The organism is Brevibacillus brevis, from assembly GCF_001039275.2.
GTDB lineage: Bacteria > Bacillota > Bacilli > Brevibacillales > Brevibacillaceae > Brevibacillus > Brevibacillus brevis_C.
In genome coordinates this window covers 290638-310940 of record NZ_CP030117.1, presented here as the reverse complement: position 1 = coordinate 310940, position 20303 = coordinate 290638, and the positions used below count along the sequence as shown (strand labels likewise).

At 45.1% G+C, this 20303-nt stretch carries 20 protein-coding genes; 10 read left to right on the top strand and 10 right to left on the bottom strand.

The genetic code is table 11. The annotated features are described in order from the left end of the window. The first annotated feature begins 101 nt into the window (after positions 1-101). Both AB432_RS01880 and AB432_RS01875 read left to right on the top strand, forming a co-directional pair. Positions 102-419: a hypothetical protein gene (locus AB432_RS01880; protein ID WP_048036049.1), complete on the top strand. Its 318-nt coding sequence runs from the start codon at positions 102-104 to the stop codon at positions 417-419. 117 nt (positions 420-536) lie between these two features. Next, positions 537-1046 carry a PepSY-associated TM helix domain-containing protein gene (locus tag AB432_RS01875; protein ID WP_048036048.1) on the top strand — a complete coding sequence of 170 codons (510 nt, stop codon included), beginning with the start codon at positions 537-539 and terminating at the stop codon, positions 1044-1046. 56 nt (positions 1047-1102) lie between these two features. Here the strand turns inward: AB432_RS01875 and AB432_RS01870 are convergent, their stop codons facing one another. The 5 genes from AB432_RS01870 to AB432_RS01850 all read right to left on the bottom strand — a co-directional run bounded on the left by AB432_RS01870 (position 1103) and on the right by AB432_RS01850 (position 6813). Continuing rightward, positions 1103-1627 (bottom strand): DUF420 domain-containing protein, encoded by a 525-nt coding sequence (locus AB432_RS01870; RefSeq protein ID WP_048036047.1) that lies wholly within the window; start codon positions 1625-1627, stop codon positions 1103-1105. A gap of 187 nt (positions 1628-1814) precedes the next feature. Further along, on the bottom strand, positions 1815-3194 hold the full coding sequence (locus AB432_RS01865; protein ID WP_048036046.1) for an amino acid permease: 1380 nt from the start codon (positions 3192-3194) through the stop codon (positions 1815-1817). Between the two features lie 322 nt (positions 3195-3516). Next, the gene (locus tag AB432_RS01860; protein WP_048036045.1) at positions 3517-4458 is read right to left on the bottom strand and encodes an alpha/beta hydrolase; all 942 of its coding nucleotides are present in this window, start codon (positions 4456-4458) and stop codon (positions 3517-3519) included. Positions 4459-4471: 13 nt separating this feature from the next. After that, entirely contained in the window at positions 4472-5542 is a 1071-nt protein-coding gene (locus AB432_RS01855) for an LLM class flavin-dependent oxidoreductase (protein ID WP_048036044.1), read from the bottom strand. Positions 5543-5595: 53 nt separating this feature from the next. Further along, positions 5596-6813: an MFS transporter gene (locus AB432_RS01850; protein ID WP_048036043.1), complete on the bottom strand. Its 1218-nt coding sequence runs from the start codon at positions 6811-6813 to the stop codon at positions 5596-5598. A gap of 247 nt (positions 6814-7060) precedes the next feature. Here AB432_RS01850 and AB432_RS01845 point away from each other — a divergent pair, with 247 nt between their 5' ends. Next, positions 7061-7642, top strand: coding sequence for a TetR/AcrR family transcriptional regulator (locus tag AB432_RS01845; RefSeq protein ID WP_048036042.1), 582 nt, complete (start codon positions 7061-7063; stop codon positions 7640-7642). Positions 7643-7715: 73 nt separating this feature from the next. Here AB432_RS01845 and AB432_RS01840 read toward each other — a convergent pair whose 3' ends face one another. Next, entirely contained in the window at positions 7716-9686 is a 1971-nt protein-coding gene (locus AB432_RS01840; RefSeq protein ID WP_048036041.1) for a methyl-accepting chemotaxis protein, read from the bottom strand. A gap of 304 nt (positions 9687-9990) precedes the next feature. Here AB432_RS01840 and AB432_RS01835 point away from each other — a divergent pair, with 304 nt between their 5' ends. After that, complete coding sequence (locus AB432_RS01835) at positions 9991-10779, top strand: hypothetical protein (RefSeq protein ID WP_048036040.1); 789 nt, start codon at positions 9991-9993, stop codon at positions 10777-10779. Positions 10780-11035: 256 nt separating this feature from the next. After that, on the top strand, positions 11036-12097 hold the full coding sequence (locus AB432_RS01830) for an SDR family oxidoreductase (protein ID WP_048036039.1): 1062 nt from the start codon (positions 11036-11038) through the stop codon (positions 12095-12097). 126 nt (positions 12098-12223) lie between these two features. Here AB432_RS01830 and AB432_RS01825 read toward each other — a convergent pair whose 3' ends face one another. The 3 genes from AB432_RS01825 to AB432_RS01815 all read right to left on the bottom strand — a co-directional run bounded on the left by AB432_RS01825 (position 12224) and on the right by AB432_RS01815 (position 14298). Then, positions 12224-13429: an MFS transporter gene (locus AB432_RS01825; RefSeq protein WP_201265908.1), complete on the bottom strand. Its 1206-nt coding sequence runs from the start codon at positions 13427-13429 to the stop codon at positions 12224-12226. Positions 13430-13524: 95 nt separating this feature from the next. Then, entirely contained in the window at positions 13525-13827 is a 303-nt protein-coding gene (locus AB432_RS01820; protein ID WP_048036094.1) for an ArsR/SmtB family transcription factor, read from the bottom strand. A 78-nt stretch (positions 13828-13905) separates the two neighbouring features. Beyond that, positions 13906-14298, bottom strand: coding sequence for a RidA family protein (locus AB432_RS01815; RefSeq protein WP_048036038.1), 393 nt, complete (start codon positions 14296-14298; stop codon positions 13906-13908). A gap of 105 nt (positions 14299-14403) precedes the next feature. Here AB432_RS01815 and AB432_RS01810 point away from each other — a divergent pair, with 105 nt between their 5' ends. Next, entirely contained in the window at positions 14404-14745 is a 342-nt protein-coding gene (locus tag AB432_RS01810; protein ID WP_048036037.1) for a winged helix-turn-helix transcriptional regulator, read from the top strand. A 174-nt stretch (positions 14746-14919) separates the two neighbouring features. Here AB432_RS01810 and AB432_RS01805 read toward each other — a convergent pair whose 3' ends face one another. Then, on the bottom strand, positions 14920-16440 hold the full coding sequence (locus AB432_RS01805; RefSeq protein ID WP_048036036.1) for a chitinase: 1521 nt from the start codon (positions 16438-16440) through the stop codon (positions 14920-14922). A gap of 412 nt (positions 16441-16852) precedes the next feature. Here AB432_RS01805 and glpT point away from each other — a divergent pair, with 412 nt between their 5' ends. The 4 genes from glpT to AB432_RS01785 all read left to right on the top strand — a co-directional run bounded on the left by glpT (position 16853) and on the right by AB432_RS01785 (position 20133). Further along, complete coding sequence (glpT, locus tag AB432_RS01800; protein ID WP_048036035.1) at positions 16853-18217, top strand: glycerol-3-phosphate transporter; 1365 nt, start codon at positions 16853-16855, stop codon at positions 18215-18217. A gap of 500 nt (positions 18218-18717) precedes the next feature. After that, a complete protein-coding gene (locus AB432_RS01795) occupies positions 18718-19137 on the top strand; it encodes a MarR family winged helix-turn-helix transcriptional regulator (RefSeq protein WP_048036034.1) in 420 nt (139 codons plus the stop codon). A 27-nt stretch (positions 19138-19164) separates the two neighbouring features. Then, positions 19165-19806, top strand: a complete 642-nt coding sequence (locus AB432_RS01790) for a nitroreductase family protein (RefSeq protein ID WP_082196065.1) — start codon at positions 19165-19167, stop codon at positions 19804-19806. A 30-nt stretch (positions 19807-19836) separates the two neighbouring features. Then, the gene (locus AB432_RS01785) at positions 19837-20133 is read left to right on the top strand and encodes a putative quinol monooxygenase (RefSeq protein ID WP_048036033.1); all 297 of its coding nucleotides are present in this window, start codon (positions 19837-19839) and stop codon (positions 20131-20133) included. The last annotated feature ends 170 nt before the right edge of the window (positions 20134-20303 follow it).

The window sequence follows — 20303 nt, the reverse complement described above, 5'->3', positions numbered from 1 at the left end:
ATGTAAATAGCTACATTGAGCCATTACTGACTTGGAGATAAGGTGTTACAATAAATCGGCTTATTTGGACAATCCTTTACTAAATAGATGGAGTGAATAGGATGAAGCGAGGACTTCTTATTGGTATTGGTGCTGTAATCGTAGTAGCAGGCGTGCTTTCCATTCCTGTTGAGGCAGGCCCCTCACCCGATACACGAATCATATTGGAGCATACGAACAAGACGTATATTTCACCTCCCTGTTATGAGCAAGCAAACAAAACCAACAATCTAGCCGAAGCCGATATTCAAAAAGCACAAGAATTGAATTATCAGCCAGAGTCCAGTTGCACGGCAAATTCACTTGCCCCCATCAAGCAACCGATTGCTTCCATACTCGCCGTAAATCTCGGAATCAAACAAAGCCAATGGGATTGGTAGATGCACTACGCCCCGTTTTCACGAATTGTTCAAGGAAAAAAGCTAATCTGAGCCATCTCCTTTTATCAACGAAGTTTATATAATCATCTAGAACGTCATCGAGAGGAGTAACCCTGCATGCTATCTAAGAAGTGGAACCGTAACTTCCACCGCTACATCGGACTCATCGTTAGCCTTTTCTTGCTGATGTGGGCCATTACTGGTTTTCTCCTGTTAAATGTCCCTTGGTATCAGGAAAAAGCCACTGACTTGAAAACCACAATGATCGAGGTACCTGCCCAATCAGAAAAGCTAACCATTGCCTATGTGGGAGAGAAGTTAGTAGAAACGGGGGAATATTCTTGGGATGAAATCAGATCGATTGCAAAATCAGGTGACTCTTTCAAAGTGTACGTCAACAGAGATCCGATACTGCGGCTGACTGTTTCTTCTGAAGGGCACATCACTGCCTTGAAACAAGATCCCATTTTAGATTTCTTCTACGGATTACATGTGGGCGAATGGGAAGATCTTAACTATGTGACTGTGTTAGAGATTATCTCCATCTTAACGGCTTTTCTTGTTGTTTCTGGGCTTATTTATTTCCTGCCCAAACGCTGGTTTAAGAAACGTGAATCGAAAATATAAAGGCTTCGTCCATAAAAAAAGAGCGTTAGCTATAGCAGCTAATGCTCTTTTTTTGATTAATAATACGGAGAAATCATGATGTAAACAATGACACCCGTCGCACTGACATACAACCACATCGGCATCGTCCAGCGTGCGATTTTTTTATGTTTTTCCACCTTCATGTTGAGTCCACGTGCAGTCGTAATCAGCGCAAATGGAACGATAATCGCCGACAACAAAATATGTGTAATCAAGATGAAGTAATAAATCGGACGCAGAATCCCCTCTCCCCCGAAAGAAGTGCTAGGTGCCATTCCGTGGTAGATCACATACGAAACCAAGAAAAGCGCTGTTGTGGAGAAGGCTGCAAAAATATATCCTCGATGCATCTTAATGTTTTTGTACTTCACGATGGAAACAAGCGCGGCAATCAAAAATACAAAGGTGAAGCTGTTCATGACCGCATTAAAAAACGGCAGAAACGTCAGGTCGAGATGGCTGAAATCATTGTTCTTCGGCATGAAGTACAAGATGGCGATAAGCGTGTTAATCGCTATGGTGAGAATAACGATAATCGGTGTATAGTTGCGTTGTTTCATTCTTATGCTCCTTTTTTCTCAGATCATGAATGAGTATCCCGCTTTAGTCTACCCATTGACGAGCCCGGACATTGGCAGCCGAAGACGGTTAACCAGTCCAGTCATCCTAATGATAAACGAAGTAGGTATGCCGTACAAAGGCGATTTGATGAACAAAAAAAAGACCAACTACTGTTGGTCCCTTTCGCTATTTCTTGTTTGCTTGCTCGTCCAGCGGTACTGCCTTGTTTATTCCTAGTGCAAAGAAACTGATGACCACAATCGCCAAGAAGACAATCCCGGCAATCAGGGAGACGCGTGTCTCATCATTGATCCACATACCGATGAGTACCGTGATGAGAAAAGCAATGGTCAAATAGTTGGTCACTGGGGCAAAAGGCATTTTAAATGGATGGTTGTCCATTTCAGCTCCCTTTGCTTTACGGAATCTGATTTGACTGATCAAAATGACAAACCACGGAACCATACCAGGTAGTACACTCGCACTGTACACATACACGAAGAGATTTTCTGGAGCGATATAGCTTAAGATAACGCCAATACCTAGACCGAGCAGAACACCAATCGTACCTAACAACGGTACACCATTCGAAGACAGCTTCGTAAAAACTTTCGGGGCTTGGCCATTTACACCTAAGGTATACAGCATACGCCCTGCACTATAAATCCCGCTATTACAGCCAGACATGGCAGCAGTGATCACGACAAAGTTAATGAGACCTGCCGCTGCGGTAATACCAATTTTCGCAAAAGTAGCAACGAACGGACTGCCGATTGCCTGCAATTGATCCCAAGGGTAAACGGTTACAATAACAAAAATCGCACCAATATAGAAAATCAAAATGCGCCAAATGATACTTTGGATCGCACTTCTTAATGTTTTTTTCGGGTCTTTTGCTTCCCCTGCTGTAATTCCGATGAGCTCGACACCTTGATACGCCCCGATCACCAAGGAAAGAGCAAAGAAAAAGCCTGTCCAACCGCCTGTAAAGAATCCGCCATTCTCCCACAGATTCGATAATCCGATTGCGTTTCCACCATTTCCAATACCAAAGAAGATCAATCCAAATCCTGCAATAATCATCAAAACGATCGTTACAATCTTGATCATGGCAAACCAAAACTCAAATTCACCAAATGATTTTACCGAAACCAGGTTTGCTGCACCGAGAATAACCATCGCAATAATGCCTGGAATCCAAGGCGGTAAATCCGGGAACCAATACTGCATGTAAGTCCCGACGGCAATGATCTCTGCCATCCCGACAACGACCCACTGGAACCAGTTACTCCAAGCCGTCATATAACCTGCTAACGGATGGATATACTTATGTCCAAAGGTCGCGAATGAACCCGTACTCGGTTCCATATACAACATTTCACCCATTGCACGCATGATGAAAAAAATAAAAATTCCTACAATTGCATAAGCTAGCATGACGGATGGGCCTGTCCACTTAATCGTGCTGGCCGACCCCATAAATAGCCCAACACCAATCGTACCGCCCAAAGCAATCATCTGAATATGACGGGCTTCCAGACCTCTCTTCAGTTCCTTGTTTCCCACGTAAGCTTCCTCTTCCTCTCTGCTGTTGGCGGTATTTTAGGAAAGCGATCATAGAAAGCATTCCTAATGGTTAGTAAAATTATTCCTCTGCCTTGCGTTGTGCTTCACTTCCGAATTGTTTGTTTATTTGTAAAATATATTTTCCTAACGTTAATTATTATATTCACTTTATAAACAATTTGTAAATCGATATATTCGAGAAAAATATAACCAAAAATATATTACTGAAAAAACATTTTCTTCTAAACTGGGTTACATGATTGAAAGCACAACAATCGCCGAGATCTCTCTCGATCGGTTGTTGTGCTTTTTGTCTCCTCGATTATTTAGGATTAAGCGCTCTTGCCATCGCATCTATATAGCTTTGGCTGGCGCGCTGGCTCACTTCTGCTTCGGGAACAAATACTTCAAAGCAGTGGTAGCAGCCGGGATACAGATGAAATTCTACGTCTATACCCGCTTGCGCAAGGCGCGTCACATATTCGATCGTCTCATCTCGGAACAGATCGAGCTGTCCTACGCACGTATAAGTCGGCGGCAGCCCCGCCAAGCTTTCTGCTCTCGACGGCACCGCATATGCGGATACCTGACTGTCCTCGGCATCTTTGCCTAGGTACATGCTCCAAGCAGCCAAATTGTTTGTCCGGTTCCAGGTTGCATTTTCCGCCTCAATTTCATAACTCGACGCTGTACGATTACGGTTATCGATCATCGGATACAACGGCATCTGGAAGATAAGGGCTGGTCCGCCTTTGTCGCGAGCCATTAAAGCAAGTGCTGCGGTCAGCCCCCCTCCCCCGCTTGCACCAGCAATCGCAACCCTCTCCAAATCGATGCCGAGTGACTCAGCTTCGTCTGTCATCCACGTTAAACCGGCGTAACAGTCATGGATGGCAGCTGGATAAGGATGCTCGGGAGCCAGACGATAATCAACCGATACGACGACACAATTAGCCGCTTGTACAAAACGTTCGCACAGAGCGTCATCCATATCGGGATGCCCCATCACATAGCCTCCTCCGTGAATCCACAGCATAGCAGGAAGTTTACTACCTGTTCGCTGGACGGGCTCGTATATTTTAGCTAGCATCTCTCCTGCTGCGCCCGGAATCATTCGACTTGTTGTACATACGTGATCTGACTTCACAATAGGCGGATTTTTCAGCATGTCCCTGCTCGACTCCAAATTTTCTTTGAGTTGAAAACCAGGGAATTGTGCTAATGTGTGCCTTAATTCCGGCAGTACTCGACGATGAAAATCCACGTGAATCCCTCCATTAAGCAAATGCTGATTCTTGCTGCGTCTCTGCTTCCCACTTGGTTATTTCTTCTCGCACCCGAGGGGCTACCTCTGTTCCTAAGAGCTCAATCGCTCTCATTACCAGTTCATGCGGCATCGTGGATATCGGCACATACATCATAAAGCGCGTCATGCCTACATGTTTGCGAAGGTAGATAATCTTTTGAGCAACCGTCTCCGGATCACCCACATACAATGCTCCTTCGAAGCTGCGTGCGGCATCGAAGCTAGCACGGTTATAATGCGCCCAGCCCCGCTCCCTTCCGATTTTATTCATTCCTGCTTGGGTAGAAGGGAAGAATGTATCTGCCGCCCGTTCCGTATCTTCTGCAACAAATCCGAGTGAATGTGACCCAACTGTTAATCGCGATACGTCATGACCAGCGTGCATGGCCACCTTCTTGTAAAGCTGTACAAGTGGCGCAAACTGCCGCGGACTTCCACCAATGATCGCCAGCATCAGCGGCAATCCCAGCAGACCTGCACGAACAACAGATTCCTGATTACCTCCGCTGCCAATCCATATGGGTAAAGGTTTCTGAACGGGCCGTGGATACACGCCCAAGTTCTGAATAGCTGGACGATGACCGCCCCTCCAGGTTACTTTTTCGGACGCCTGTATTTTCAGGAGCAGTTCCAAATGTTCTTCAAACAGCTCATCATAGTCATTCAAGTCATAGCCGAACAGGGGAAAAGACTCGATAAAGGAACCCCGTCCCGCCATAATCTCTGCCCGTCCATTTGAAATGCCGTCGAGTGTAGCAAAATCTTGAAAAACACGCACTGGATCAGCCGAAGAAAGCACTGTCACTGCACTGGTCAGCCGAATCCTTTTTGTCAATGGCGCAGCCGCAGACAGCACCATTGCTGGAGAAGAAGCAGCATAATCCTTGCGATGATGTTCACCTATGCCAAATACATCAAGCCCAACCTGATCAGCGAGGACAATTTCCTCGACAACTTCACGCAATCGCTGTGCGTGGCTCATCACTTCACCTGTCTGAACATCCGGTGTCGTTTCCACAAACGAAGTAATCCCGATCTCCACAGACCCTCTCTCCTTTATCTTCACTTCGAACTATTAGTACATCCCTTTGCAAACTAGCGTCTGGTCACTGCCCAATACACCAGAGCCAAAGCACTGACTGCGGCTCCGAGCAAGCATACTCCCTCCCAACCAAAATGCGCATATGTATAGGTCGAGGCAATGGAGCCAGCAGAAGAGCCAATCGAATAGAAAACCATATACCCTGCGGTGAGCCGACTCCGCGCCTCTGCACCCAAGGTGAAGATCATACTTTGATTCGTAACATGCACGGCCTGTACCGCCAAATCAAGCAAAACGATACCGATCACCAAGGCAACTAACGACTGTTCTATATAGCTGATTAACAGCCACGAAAGTAGCAATAGGCTCAAAGCAATGCCCGTCGTTCTCTGTCCGTAACCGCGATCTGCAAGCTTCCCTGCCCTTGCTGCAGCTAACGCTCCGGCAACTCCTGCGAGGCCAAACGCCCCGATTTCCGTATGCGACAAAGATAATGGAGGTGCACTCAGAGGCAGTACCAATGGCGTCCACAAAATACTAAAAGCAGCAAAAATCAGCATAGCCAGAACAGAGCGAATACGTAATAGCCGTTCTTGTGCGAACAACATCAGTACCGACCTAAGCAACTGGAGATAGGATAGCGGTTTTACCTCCCGCTCTCTATTTGGCAATACCCGAAATAATATGCAAACCATTATCAATAGAAATGCAGCAGAGACCAGATATACAGAACGCCACCCCGCAAGATCTGTTAAAACTCCTGCAATGGTTCGCGCTAGAAGTATGCCAATCACGATTCCACTTGTAACTACTCCAACCACTCGTCCTCGCTTAGCGGGGGCAACCATTGTCGCCGCGAATGCAACAATCGTCTGCGTCACAACGGCAAGCAATCCTATTGCAGCTATCCCTGCGAATAATACCTTGCCGGTGGAGGCAGTCCCTACGATAACCAGCGCTACCACAGATAAAAACATCTGACCGATAATCAAGCGGCGCTGGTTCAATAAATCGCCCAGTGGCACAAGCAATAACAGTCCTACTGCATAAAAGATTTGTGTAAGGGTGATCAGAAGCCCAATGATGGAATAGTCAATTCCGAACTCACTCGACAAACGATCAAGTAGTGGCTGCGCGAAGTAGATATTCGCAACGGACATCCCGCAAGCAACCGCAAACAATAGTGTTACATAGCGAGGCATGGGAGAGCCTTGCACTGAATCCGCCTTTCTATCGGCTTTGGCCGTTACTTTTTCAATAACTTCCTCCATCTGCTTTCACCTTACCTCCTTTAGTTTACGTTTCGGGCAAAATAACATACCGATCAGTACGTTATTTTGCCCAGTAAATATATCCCATCATTTCTTTTTCTGTCAACACCATTCTTTTTACACTAGGATAAACCGCCCTGAAATTGACAAAGCAGATGAAAAACAATAAAATATAAAATACCATTCAGTACAAAAAATATTGGTCGTTACATAGATTCAAATACATGAGTAATGAAAGGAACTCTTTATGGCAAGAACACGCGAATTTGACGAAGAAAAAGTACTAGAAGCAGCTATGCAGCTCTTTTGGGAGAAGGGGTATGAAGCTACCTCATTAAGTGATTTAACTTCCCGTATGGGTATCCAGCGCCCCAGTATTTACTCAACCTTTGGTGACAAAAAAGAATTGTTCGAAGCCGCACTACGCAGATACACGATGTCTCGTGCTTCCGAAATACGAACGAAGCTTCAAAACCAGCCATCCGTAAAAGAGGCATTTCGCCATTTTTTTAAAGAGGTAGCCGACGAGGAATATACGGAAGGTCTCAGCCGAGGATGCTTTTGCATTAATACCATGGTCGAACTTGCCCCTCATGATGAAAAATTTGAGATTTTGACAAGGGAACACCAAATGTACCTCTCTGTTATCTTTCAAGAAACGATCGAGCGAGGTATCCAAACAGGTGAACTGGATTCGAGTATCGACGCGAAAGCTACCGCACAAGCGCTTATCGTATCGTTAATTGGACTGACCGTAATCATGAAATCTCGTCCAAATCGATCATTTGTTGATAATTCGATAGAAGTTACACTTACGTTACTTAGGTAACTATCGCAATTAACTAGGACAAAAAAAGACCAACGTCTGTTGGTCTTCTTTCTCTTTATCACTACAACTACTGTTAGCGCTCCAATTTAAAACGCTGTACCAAAGACTGCAACTCTTCCGCAATGTTAGCAAGATGCGCTGCCGAAGCCGCCACTTCCTCCATCGAAGCATTCTGTTCTTCACTGGCTGCTGCGACTTGGTCGACCTCTTGGGCAGTGGCTTGGCTCATGGCGCTCGATTCACCAAAGGCAACAAGCATCGATGTATTTGATTGCATCAGTCCTTGGCTGACGCGAGCTACTTGCGCGAGGTGCGCGTCAATGCGGTTAATGGCCTCATACATCTCCGTAAAACGCTGCTCAACCGATTGTGTCAAATCACTTCCCGCTGTAGCAGAATCCACGCCTTCCTCCGTGCGTCTAACCATGTGAAGGACGCGATTCTGAACGTCGCTGATCAGACTGTCGATCTTTTCAGCAGCAGAGCCTGTCTGATCAGCCAGCTTGCGAACCTCATCAGCGACGACAGCGAACCCGCGGCCTTCTTGCCCGGCACGCGCTGCTTCAACAGCAGCATTCAGCGCAAGCAAATTCGTCTGAGAGGCGATATCCTGGATGAAATTCGTCACCCCGCTAATTTCTCCAGCAACCCGTTTTAATTCCTCCATCTCATCTTTTGAACGAGTGGAATGCTCCACAATCATATTCACCTGTTGTCTCGCCGCTCCGAGGGACTCCTCTCCAGTGCTTGCCAGACCTGTAATGAGCTGCGACATTTCCGTGCTCTCACGCAGAATGCGGATGGCATCATCCAGCTCCTGTTGCGCTTGCGTCGCCGATTGCTTCACCATATCTATACTCTGATTCATATCGGAAGACATGGACGCTATTTCTTGCATAGAGGCAGCTACTTGTTCAATCGTTTGCACGTTCTCCTCCGAATTCGCAGACAGGTGCTGGGAGGAAGCAGAGATTTGCTCGGAATGATCGGTAATTTGACGCAGGACATCCGACAACGATTGCGACATCGTATTAAAGTTGGATTGCAGCTGCCCTATCTCATCCGTTCTTCCACTTTCAATAGACCGGACTGTCAAATCCCCCTGTGCGATCGAGTCGGTCAGTTGCTTTAATTGCAGAATTGGTCGCACCGTGCGTTTCATAAATATCCAAACGAACAGGGCAATGAGGGCAAGCAAAAGAACGATGAACAAGAACGAAGTACGCATCAGTGGCCCCGTTTTTTGATTGATTTCACTCCAATCAATTACGGAAACGACGTTCAAGCCGAGCGAATTTTGCTTGTTGAAATGATAATACTCACGAAGCTCGTTATCATCCATTTCGAAAGAACCCTCCGCTTGATCACGCATCACTTGGAAGCGCTCGTCTTCAAGCGGCTTACCTTGCGGGAATCGCGGATGCGACAGTGTTATGTTGTTTTGATCGAACAAGCTCACATATCCCTTTTCTCCGATCTTGTACGTTTTTACCAGCTCGTTTAAGTGATCAATAGAAACGTCGATTCCCGCTACTCCTTTACCGTCCGGGAGCGTCTTGGCAAACGTAATCACGTAGCTTCCGCTTATCGCGTCGATATAAGGTGGCGTCACAACGACCTGCCCTTTATGCTGCATCGCCTGCTTGTACCATTCACGGGTAGTCGGATCAATTTCCTTTTTCGCCGAGTTGTAGTATCGATTGTCGTAGTACATGAATGCAGCCAAAACATTGTCGATGTCTTTCTCTATATTGCGGATGCGATCATAAATATACGTATCCGCACTTTGCCCCGGCGGAACTTGAACATCCGCAAAGCTATCGATCGTAACAGAATAATCCTGGTACGAATTATTCAGTACTTGTGTAATCATCGTAGTAACCGATTCGATTTGAGACAACAATTCGCGCTCTAACTGGTTGCGTGCCAGTTGTGTCAAGGTCAGGCTCAGAACGACAGAAGGAACAACAATAAGCAAGACGAGTAATAACAGGATCTGCTTAGATAGCGATGCTTTATAACCAGTAATCATTTTCTTAATCATCTGTGATGACTCCTCTCTAGTGAAGTAAAATAACGAGTTGCAACGCAAACAACGCCTCACCGGTTGTCAGAAGGCGCGTTCCTATCAGGCCAGATTCATCCCTATGTCCACCTTTTCCATATGGACATTTCTGCAAAGTATATTTTCCCTGTTAGTACCTATTTGAAACTTCACGGCATTAAATAAGTAATATTTGGTAAATTACTATCCGATACAAATAATAGCCAAACATCAGTAATCCGCATTCCGGATTGGCTGCCGTTTTGGCCAACGACTCGATTCATGAAAGGAGGTAACCTCATTCATGTTGTCTGTTACACCTAGATACGCCGTAAGCTCGTCTGTCCAGTATAGAAGCGCAGGAAATCACCCACAGACGAAAGCACTGGGGCACGACAGTAACAAAAAGCAGGATCATGTAACGATTAGCCAGCAAGGCCTACAGCTAAGCAATGGGAACAACGCCCTCAATAAGAATAAGATGCTGCAAAGCCTCATGGAACAAAAGCAAGCTATGCTGGAGAGACGGAACAACTATTATGCGGATGCGGTTGAAAAACTGACAGACCCGAAAGTCATGAAAGAACGACTGGATGAGATGGACAAACAGATCGAGGAAATCGATACGCAGATGAAGCAAATTCTGTTGGAAGAACAACGCAAGGCGAGAGGCACAGATGAAGAGAGCAAGGAACAGAAAACTTCTGATTCCGCCCCCCAACAAGATGACTCACCACATTCCTCACCTACCCTCCACGCTGTTTTAACGGCAACCCACGATCTCAAGAATGTACATAGTGTTAAACGCGCTCAGATTACCTTGGAATTAGAGGCTAAGGCGTGGGAACCTGCATCAAAGGACGGAGATTTTACGAGGTCAGAAGAACTGAAGCGGAAAGCCGAGGGCTTAAACGGCAAGCTGCTGAAGATGACGGCCGAGATCGACAAAAAGCTTGAGAATTCTCAAGAGGCTAATCAGGTAGAGCGTTCTTCTAACGACAAGCAATTAGATGAGCAAAAGAAAAATCCTTACCTGCAACAGCGAATGGAAAACCAACATGTATCTGGATCTACCATCGATTGGATTGCGTAACTTGTAAGCGAAAAACCTCCTTCCGCTACACATTAGTAGCTCTGGAGGTTTTTTCGATTGGTTTTCAGAGGAAAAATACCGGGAAATCTAGGGCAAATGGCTATTCATGTGGCTGTTAAACAGTTGTTTGAAACTACCCAGTTGTTCACGATACCGTTTCATCCACACTCGTCACAGCTACATTTTTCATCATATAATGAATTATTGATATATCAGCAACTCCCTACCTACCAAACATACGGAGCTGGTTAACCATATGAATATCCTTGTAACCGGAGCAACAGGTTTTCTCGGAAAAAAACTATCCCATGATCTATTAAACGAGGGTCATACCCTTTACTTACTCGCTCGAAATGAAAAAAAGGCAAACGATTTGTTACATAGCTTTGCCGAAAAGCACCGGGCACAGGTACATATTTTGCTAGGTGATGTTTCGAAAAAAGACTTGGGCGTCTCTGAAAATGATCTGGGACAGCTCAACCAAAAAATAGAGGCAATGTACCATATTGCCGCATACCTTTCCTTCGATCCCGCTCAGAAACCGCAGACGTACGAGGTAAATGTAGAGGGAACAAAAAATACATTACAATTCGCAGAAGCCATTCGCTCCCCCCGCTTTATCTATGTGAGTACGGCTTATACTATCGGCACTGAAACAGAAGGACAAGAAGCGCTGTACAACCCGGAACGCTCCTTCGTGAACAACTACGAAGAGACAAAATGCTTGGCAGAGCACCTCGTCTTCTCCTACAGCGACAAAATGGAGACCATCATTGTCAGACCTTCGATCATTATCGGTGATTCCAAAACAGGCGAAGCCGATACCAATTTTGGTTTGTATGGATTACTAAAAGGTCTTCGCGTTCTGAAAAGAAGAGCGTCCCGAGCAGAAGGCTGGGAAAATCAAAAGTACCGAATTTTGGTGGATGTCGACGTGAACTCGAACCTCGTCCCCGTTGATTATGTCTCTTCTGTCTTGCTCGCTGCACTTACCCATGGTGAGCATATGGAAATCTATCACGCTACCAATCCTGTTCCACCGACCCAACAGCTAGTGGTGGATTGTATCAAAGAAGTCTTGGATTTTCCTAATTTAGTTCCTGTTCCATTCGAAACAACCGAGCTGTTATCTGAAGAAGAGAAAGCCTTTAATGCTTCTATGAGCTTGTTCCATTCGTATTGGAAGCGGAGTATTTCTTTCCCGAATGAAAACACCAAGAAACTGCTGCAAAAAGTGGGTCAAAGCGAATTGCAGATGGATAAAGAGATGTTGATTGCGATTATGAGTGGATTTCAGAAGCAGGCTGTTCTTAGTTAGTGCAGATGAAAACCCGGATGATTGGGTTCCTCAAAACAACAGGCCGCCCTTAAAGGATGGCCTGTTGTTAAGATCGCGTCACTGACGGAACCGTTCCTTCGAGCCTGTGTCTTTTGGGACTGGCAATCAGCGGTTGCTGGACCGTGTTTCGTATGCGCCTGGTTTATGTCTAACTTTTTCTCTTAACATCGCCTGTAAAATCAGTGCAGCAACGATAGCAATCACCACGCCAAACATACCTAACCAAGTGATTGACGATAAGGATACTTGATCAACAGCGATGCCTCCAATTCCAGCCCCTGCCGCCATCGCCAGTTGCATCATAGATTGGTTCAGACCAAGCATTACCCCTGAATTATTCGGTTCAATCCGAACCAAATTATACTGTTGCGTTGGCCCGGAAGACCAAGCAGCGAAGGACCATAATACCAATATCGCGATCACCGTAAACGGTTCAGGTGAGATAGATACGGTAATCGAGAGCAAAATGAGAGCTGCAACGTGCAGAACCATTCCACCAAGTAATGTAGAAAATACTCCCCATTTGTCCGTACTGTAACCACCGAATTTGGAACCGATCAGACTAGCTAAACCGAATGCCAATAAAGCGCTACTCAACAAATTTTCACTTATATCAGCGGCTTCGAGAAGATAAGGAGATATATAAGTATAGGCAATGGAATATCCACCTAGCCAAAAGAACGTAACCGATAAACCAAGCCCGACTTTCGGATTTTTCAACAATGATAATTGTTTCGAAAGAGGTACGGGTTCATCTCCTTTTACTCGTGGGATCGTGCGGGACAGGACAAACATTGCCAAAAGTCCTGCCAGTGCAATAAACCCGAATACAGATTGCCATTCAAATGCGGCTGCCGCTACTCGTCCAAGGGGAACACCGATAATTAAAGATGCTGTAAATCCCATAATGACAGTTGCGATCGAACTTGCCTGCTTGCCTTCAGGAGAGATCTTGGCCGCGATATCTAGTGCAGTCACAACCACCATTCCAGCACCTACAGCCATGATCACACGGGCTATAATAAAGAATTCAAACCCCGGAAGAGCGAACGACAGTATATTGGCAACTACGAAAATTCCTAGTGCACTAACAAGAAGCCTCCGCCTATCCATTTTTGCCGTTATGGCCATCATCACAGGAGTTACAATGGCATAAACAAATGAAAATATAGTAACCAGCTGTCCTGCCGCTGTAATGGAGATGCCCATAGTATCCGAGATCTTATCCAGGATGCCTGAGATCACATACTCTGAAGTACCCACTAGAAAACTGACCAATGACAAAAAGTAAACCTTCCATGTATTCGACATGAATAGCACCCCTCAAAATTTAAACATATTAAGATATGTCGATATGAAGCTTGAAATAAAACTGAATACTGCATGAAGCATTCAGTTTTATTCGATCATATTTGATTGCTAAAAAAAGCGCCTATTTCACGTATTTTTTCTTCGTCCCTGGTATAGTACGTATATTTTCCAATACGCTCCGTCTTGATCAGCCCAGCGCGTTGGAGAATGGACAAATATTGGGACGCGGTTGATTGGGTCATATTCAACTTCTCAGTTATTTGACTGACGCATACCCCGATCTTTCTCATATCAACTCCTTCATGGGGTGTAAAATGTTTTTCAGGCTCTTTTAACCAATGCAGAATTTGGAGTCTAGACTCGTTGGACAGCGCTTTAAAAATTTCAATTGGATCCATACGCATTATTATATCGAGAATTGTCGATGTGTCAAGAGTTCATGCCATAACACCGCATGCTGTAGAGCGGCAGCCGAGTTAGTTGGTGTGTGCGACAGCGCGGATTTCAATCAGTTGGTGAGGAAACGCAAGACCCGACACGCCGATGAGGGTAGCAGCCGGACGATGGTCACCGACATACTCTTTGTACATACTGACGCACTGCTCGAAATGCTCTTGCGGATTTGTCAGAAAGACCTCCATCTCAGCGATGTTCGACCTTGTGACACCAAATCCGGCCAGCACGCGATCGAGATTCTCCAGCGTCTGCCGGGTCTGTGTCTCGATATCGCCCTCGCCAACGAACACACCCTGCATATCGTGGGAAAATTGCCCCGAAATGTAGATGGTACCATTGACGCTATAACCTTGTGTGACGCCGAAACCTTCTTCCCAAGCAACACCGTGATTGTAGGTTTTACCATGATTCATTTTATTCTCTCCTTTTCTCAAAGTAAGGTTAGAATAAAATGAGATCCAATAAAAAAACAGTACGCACTTTATTGATAGCTACTACCAGAAAGGATAGTGTAAAAAATGAGCATGGCTGAATATAAGGGAAAAGTTAAGAATATTCAAGATACACCTTTTGGTTATACATTGTCCGTCATAGGTGGCAAATGGAAAATGGTTATTCTTTACCTCCTGGCAGAAAACCAGCCGGTTCGCTTTAATGATCTGAAAAGACAGATTGGAGCTATTACTTATAAAACATTGAGTTCCCAACTGAAAGAATTGGAAGCAGATGGTATGGTGACGCGGAAAGAATACCCTCAAGTTCCTCCTAAAGTCGAGTACAGTCTCACACATAAAGCGGAAACACTATTACCTGTTTTGGAAGAGTTATGTGAGTGGGGAGTAAAGAACCAAAACCGCTAAATGGACCAGACTGCTGAACTCACAACATCTTCTCAGGAAACGTTACTTCAAAATAAATCAACCGACTCCGATTCCTCCAGGTTGGGTCATCCCAACCGCTACATCAGACTTTTGTATGAATAACAATGACACCCACCCATGAGAGCGGGTGGGTTTTTTCACAAGATTTCGTCCTTACTGTTTCAGTGCATCAAGCGAAGTGCGAACATGATTGGCAAACGAATAGTTATTTTTAGCATCCCAGTTGATAGACCAGGTCATAACTCCATGGAACTGCGGATAACCTGCTGGATTTTGGAGCTTGTAAGCTCCTCCAAATGACGTGCCTTTTACCAAGTATTGAAGGGCTTTTTGGATATCGGCTGGAGACGTATAGCCTCCCCCGGCAGCACTTGGAGCAGAAGGTAGCCCGATAGCGACTTGGTTCTCTCTCAAAGCTGGAAACATGTTGTTAGGGTTACGACCGATAGGGAATCCTTTCAATAGCATTTCTGCCATCGCTACTTGGAAATCAGCCGTTCCTTGCTGATACGTACGACCATCTAATGCTTCTAGCGCACCAGAATTATAGTGTTGCACGTGGATATAATTCATTCGATCGCGAAGAGCATGAATCACAGGTAGATAAGCGCCCCACGGCCCACCATAGGAAGCGTAACCTCCTTGGACATAAGCCGTTTCTGGTGCCATTGTCAAAATGAAAGATGGGCCAAATGTATTCGTGATCGTCTGAGTCGCTGAGATTAAGTTTATAATTTTTGGTGTTGTCGGATTTCTAAAATCAGTGTCCCCCGCATTGAGCGACAGGGAGCTTCCTTCCAGATCAATATCCATACCATCAAAACCATACGTTTGAATGATCGAGGTCATCGAGGTAATAAAATTTTGTTTGGCAGCTTCCGTCGTTAGCTCGACTGTCCCATTCGCTCCGCCAATCGAGATAAGGACCTTCTTCCCCTTTGATTTCAAAAAGGCGATATCCGACTTAAATTCCTCAATGGATGCATTGAACGGCACGAATCCCATTGTCGCATGATCGCCACCGACTGGTTCTGCGAATGCAACATTGATTACATCGTATTTATCTGAGACATCTCTTAGCTTGAGTACCGTAGAACCATTGTCAAAATTATGCCAGTAGCCGATCAAAACTCGTTTGGACACCGGTTCAGTTGGGGATTTGGATAAAGTGGTTACCGTTAGCGAAGCGCTGGGTGGGGATACATTACCTGCGGCATCTTTTGCCTGTATCTTGAATGAATAGGTCGTATTTGCTAGAAGCCCTGTCACGGTATAGGATGTTGTATTCGCTATACCAGCGAGTGTATCTCCGTTGTAGACGAGATACTCCTGAACAGCTATGTTATCCGTAGAAGCTGTCCAAGATAAGCTGACCGAACTACTTGATATCCCTACTTCACTAAGATTTGTGGGGGACGTAGGTGGAATGGTATCGGGAGCAGACGGACCTTGCAGTTGCCACAGTGTCGGTACGTTAGGCGGTTCCCATCCGACAAGCGATGTATGAGCAAATGTACATTTGTAATCTTGCCCTTGATACGTAACTATGTCGCCTAAGTTGTATGCGGTGTTAGGAGTCCACGGTGTCATGGCGTGAGAAGACTGCGGGAATATAGAAAAGATTAAGATAAGCGACAGTACTACCAAAAATCCTGTTTTTCTTATCAAATACATCAAACAAATCCTCCTTCATTTTTACTTGCAATAAAAAAGAGTGTCCTTTACATCTTTGCTTAACCCCCCTCATACAGATGAGCTAATATAAAGATATCCTTATATTTGTAAAAGATGTATTTTTTTGATTTATATACACATAAAAAAACCTCTATCGAGGCTTTTCGCAGAGGTGCGACCGCGTTTTTGCGGAAAATTTTCTTACGCTCCAGAATTTTCAAGCGTGATCCAGTGGCTCGGCATTGACAACGTTTTCACAGAATAATAGAATACATTTACGACAAGTTAACTATGATGGAGATTCGGAGACTCATACTTTTTGGCACTTTCATTTTTGAAAGCGCCATTAAGGTATGGGTTTTTTTACGTATATCGCCATCCTAGTTAGAAATAACTTAGGGGGAGGATTAAGATGCTCAAACTGTTTAAGCCTGCATCGCCTATTGACAGATTGCCTGACGAACAAATTGATTCTGAGTATAAAAAGCTCAGGCTTCAGGTGTTTCTCGGAATCTTCATCGGTTATGCGGCGTACTATCTCATCCGCAAAAACTTTTCGCTCGCCATGCCTTATTTGATTGAAGAAGGATATACAAAATCAGAGCTCGGTTTTGCATTATCCGCCATTTCGATTTCCTACGGGATCAGCAAGTTTGTAATGGCCATTTTTTCAGACCGAAGCAACCCGCGAATGTTCTTGCCTGCCGGTTTGATTCTTTCTGCACTTATTAGTTTATTGATGGGCGTTGTTCCTTACTTCACCTCATCCGTCACGATCATGTTTGTGATGCTGTTCCTGAACGGTTGGTTTCAGGGAATGGGCTGGCCTCCATCCGGGCGTGTCCTTGTACACTGGTTTAGTGTAAGTGAAAGAGGAAACAAAACAGCCATTTGGAATGTAGCCCATAACGTTGGTGGAGGATTGATGGCCCCCCTCGCTGTGGCAGGTGCAGCGATGTTCACCGGGCTTTCGGGTAATACCGCTTCCGGGTATGAAGGCGTGTTTATCCTGCCTGCTCTGGTTGCCATTGTCTTTGCATTCATTACGTATTTCTTAATTCGCGATACTCCGCAGTCAGTCGGCCTGCCGCCTATCGAAGAATATCGCAATGACTATCCAAACAAGGCGAAGAAAACGTTTGAAACAGAGTTCTCCACAAAAGAAATCCTTTTCAAATATGTATTGAACAACAAATGGGTTTGGGCAATCGCAATTGCAAACATCTTCGTCTACTTCGTCCGTTACGGCGTTTTGGACTGGGCTCCGACCTATTTGAGTGAGGAAAAAGGCTTTGATATGAGCAAGTCGAGCGTTGCCTACTTCTTGTACGAATGGGCAGGTATCCCGGGAACGCTCCTGTGCGGCTGGCTGTCCGATAAATTGTTCAAGGGCCGCCGTGGACCCGCAGGGTTTGTCTTTATGCTCGGCGTATTGATTGCTGTTCTGGTCTACTGGTTCAACCCACCTGGAAATTCCGTAGTCGATATGATTTGCCTGATCGCTATCGGTTTCCTGATTTACGGTCCAGTCATGCTGATTGGTTTGCAAGCCCTTGATTTTGTACCAAAAAAGGCTGCTGGAACCGCTGCAGGGCTGACGGGTCTGTTTGGTTACCTGGGCGGTACCGTCACAGCGAATGCATTGATGGGGGTTATCGTTGATGCCTCCGGCTGGGATGCAGGATTTATGTTGCTGACAGCTTCGTGCGCATTGGCTGCTCTTGTTTTTGCCCTTACATGGAATGTGCGGGGGCAGGAAGTCGTTAAAAATCATTAAAATAGCAAAAAGAAGGATGAAAATCGTTGTGATTTTTATCCTTCTTTTTTATGGCATGAATAACCAGTTCTTTCCTAGTATCCAGCTCAGAGATCAGACAAAATTACGTAAGTATTAGCCCCAAGCTCTACATCTCTCCTTAGGTATAATTCTACAGATCATTTCCCTTTATTTTGATTCATTCACTTGTCTCGGGTCTTTTGCCATACCTCATTTGTGTTCCATCACCAATTTGCCCACTTCATTTACTCCCCAAGACCAATCCGTCCCGTCTTTTTTGAGAGAGAACATGATGAAATTGCTATCACATCCGTTAGCCCAGCGACTTTTGCAGGGATCATATGTTGCAAACGTTGAAATAAGGTGTTATATTAATTGACGTATCAATTATTGATACGTCAATTAATATCAAGTCATCATGCTCAACTGACTGGATGTTGTCATTGCTTGTGGATATATGACTGAGTTCCTACTCATCTTGCCCCCGGGAGGCATTTTTCATGACACGCAAGGAATTTGAAGAGGAGCACATACTGAATCTGCTCATCGGATTAACCAATAAAATAAGTCCCAAGTTCGAACGCTGTACCGGAATCAGCTCTACTCGCCTTGCGATCTTGCAAATCCTTTGCGAATGCAACGAAATCAATCAGTCCCAGCTACAAAAGCACATCAATATCGACAGTGCTGCCATTACACGCCACCTGAAGCAACTTGAAGCGGATGGTATGGTGACCCGACACAAAAATCCAAATGATAACCGCGAAACCTTCGTTCGTCTATCTGAAGAAGGACATCATCGGATTGAAGGGTACAAAAGCGAGAAACGAAATTTTATCCAGCAGATTCTGGAAGGCTTTAGCAAGGATGAAACGCAGGTCTTAACTGATTTTCTCAAACGGATGCAAAACAACATTTGATTGTTCAAGAAAGGAGTTTGTTTTTACATGATAAACACAGTACAAAGAACAAATGATTTTCGTGAAATCACGTTTGGTCGTCGTTCTGTCAAACTTTATGATCCTGAAATAAAAATCAGCCGCGAGGAAATGATTGAGATTCTAGCGGGAGCTACACGCGCTCCATCTTCAGTCAACATGCAGCCTTGGCGCTTTGTGGTTATCGAAAGTCAAGAAGGGAAAGAAAAACTTGCAGAGCTGGCACGCTTCAACAAAACGCAGGTACTCACCTCTTCCGCCGTTATTGCCGTATTCGTCGACATGAAAAATGCAGAATATATGGATGAGATATTTGGAAAAGCTGTCGAGCTCGGATACATGCCGCAGGAAGTGAAGGAAATGCAGTTGAAAGCCGTAAAGCCTTACTACGCCAATATACCAGCCTCTGACCTGCGGGATGTCAATTTTATCGATGCCGGGCTCGTATCCATGCAATTGATGCTGGTTGCCCGTTCATTCGGCTATGACACGAACCCAATCGGCGGCTATGAAAAAGATCAAATAGCAGAAGCGCTTGATTTGGACAAGGATCGCTATCAACCGATCATGCTGATCAGTATCGGGAAAGCAGCCAAGGAAGGATACCCATCTTACCGTCTCCCTGTTGAGACAGTGACAACCTGGAAATAATTCAAATTCGTTGAAGAGAGGTAGAAAACCATGCTTATTATACATGCCCATCTGCAAGTGATACCCGCACAGGAAGAAGCCTTCCTTCAAGCGGCCAAAGCCCTGGTTGCTGCAAGCCAAGCTGAAGAAGGAAATGTGGGATACACCCTTCTGAAAAGCACAGAGCAAGAATATCACTACACCATGGTAGAAAAGTGGAAGGACGCTGACGCAGTAGCGGCGCACAATGCAAGCGCTCATTTTCAAGCTTTTGTGAAGCTAGCTCCCTCCTTTTTTGCAGCAGCTATGGAATTGGAAGTATTCGCAGGAGAGCCTGTGAAGTTGTAATTCGTGATGTACGGAAAAACAGCAAGGTTGGTCCTGCGATCAGCCTTGCTGTTTTTTTGTCCAGCAATACATGAAATGGGTAATAGCAAGCAAATAGGATCATGAACTGCTTTAAAAGGGCTGCCGCTAACAATTTATTGACAGCGCTTTCTTTATCCCTTACATTAGTA

Bases quoted from the DNA above. Each gene is read 5' to 3' on its own strand.
- AB432_RS01880 (WP_048036049.1), top strand. From the start codon at position 102: ATGAAGCGAGGACTTCTTATTGGTATTGGTGCTGTAATCGTAGTAGCA.
- AB432_RS01875 (WP_048036048.1), top strand. From the start codon at position 537: ATGCTATCTAAGAAGTGGAACCGTAACTTCCACCGCTACATCGGACTC.
- AB432_RS01870 (WP_048036047.1), bottom strand. From the start codon at position 1,627: ATGAAACAACGCAACTATACACCGATTATCGTTATTCTCACCATAGCG.
- AB432_RS01850 (WP_048036043.1), bottom strand. From the start codon at position 6,813: ATGGAGGAAGTTATTGAAAAAGTAACGGCCAAAGCCGATAGAAAGGCG.
- AB432_RS01845 (WP_048036042.1), top strand. From the start codon at position 7,061: ATGGCAAGAACACGCGAATTTGACGAAGAAAAAGTACTAGAAGCAGCT.
- AB432_RS01840 (WP_048036041.1), bottom strand. From the start codon at position 9,686: ATGATTAAGAAAATGATTACTGGTTATAAAGCATCGCTATCTAAGCAG.
- AB432_RS01835 (WP_048036040.1), top strand. From the start codon at position 9,991: ATGTTGTCTGTTACACCTAGATACGCCGTAAGCTCGTCTGTCCAGTAT.
- AB432_RS01830 (WP_048036039.1), top strand. From the start codon at position 11,036: ATGAATATCCTTGTAACCGGAGCAACAGGTTTTCTCGGAAAAAAACTA.
- AB432_RS01825 (WP_201265908.1), bottom strand. From the start codon at position 13,429: ATGTCGAATACATGGAAGGTTTACTTTTTGTCATTGGTCAGTTTTCTA.
- AB432_RS01820 (WP_048036094.1), bottom strand. From the start codon at position 13,827: ATGGATCCAATTGAAATTTTTAAAGCGCTGTCCAACGAGTCTAGACTC.
- AB432_RS01815 (WP_048036038.1), bottom strand. From the start codon at position 14,298: ATGAATCATGGTAAAACCTACAATCACGGTGTTGCTTGGGAAGAAGGT.
- AB432_RS01810 (WP_048036037.1), top strand. From the start codon at position 14,404: ATGAGCATGGCTGAATATAAGGGAAAAGTTAAGAATATTCAAGATACA.
- AB432_RS01805 (WP_048036036.1), bottom strand. From the start codon at position 16,440: ATGTATTTGATAAGAAAAACAGGATTTTTGGTAGTACTGTCGCTTATC.
- glpT (WP_048036035.1), top strand. From the start codon at position 16,853: ATGCTCAAACTGTTTAAGCCTGCATCGCCTATTGACAGATTGCCTGAC.
- AB432_RS01795 (WP_048036034.1), top strand. From the start codon at position 18,718: ATGACACGCAAGGAATTTGAAGAGGAGCACATACTGAATCTGCTCATC.
- AB432_RS01790 (WP_082196065.1), top strand. From the start codon at position 19,165: ATGATAAACACAGTACAAAGAACAAATGATTTTCGTGAAATCACGTTT.
- AB432_RS01785 (WP_048036033.1), top strand. From the start codon at position 19,837: ATGCTTATTATACATGCCCATCTGCAAGTGATACCCGCACAGGAAGAA.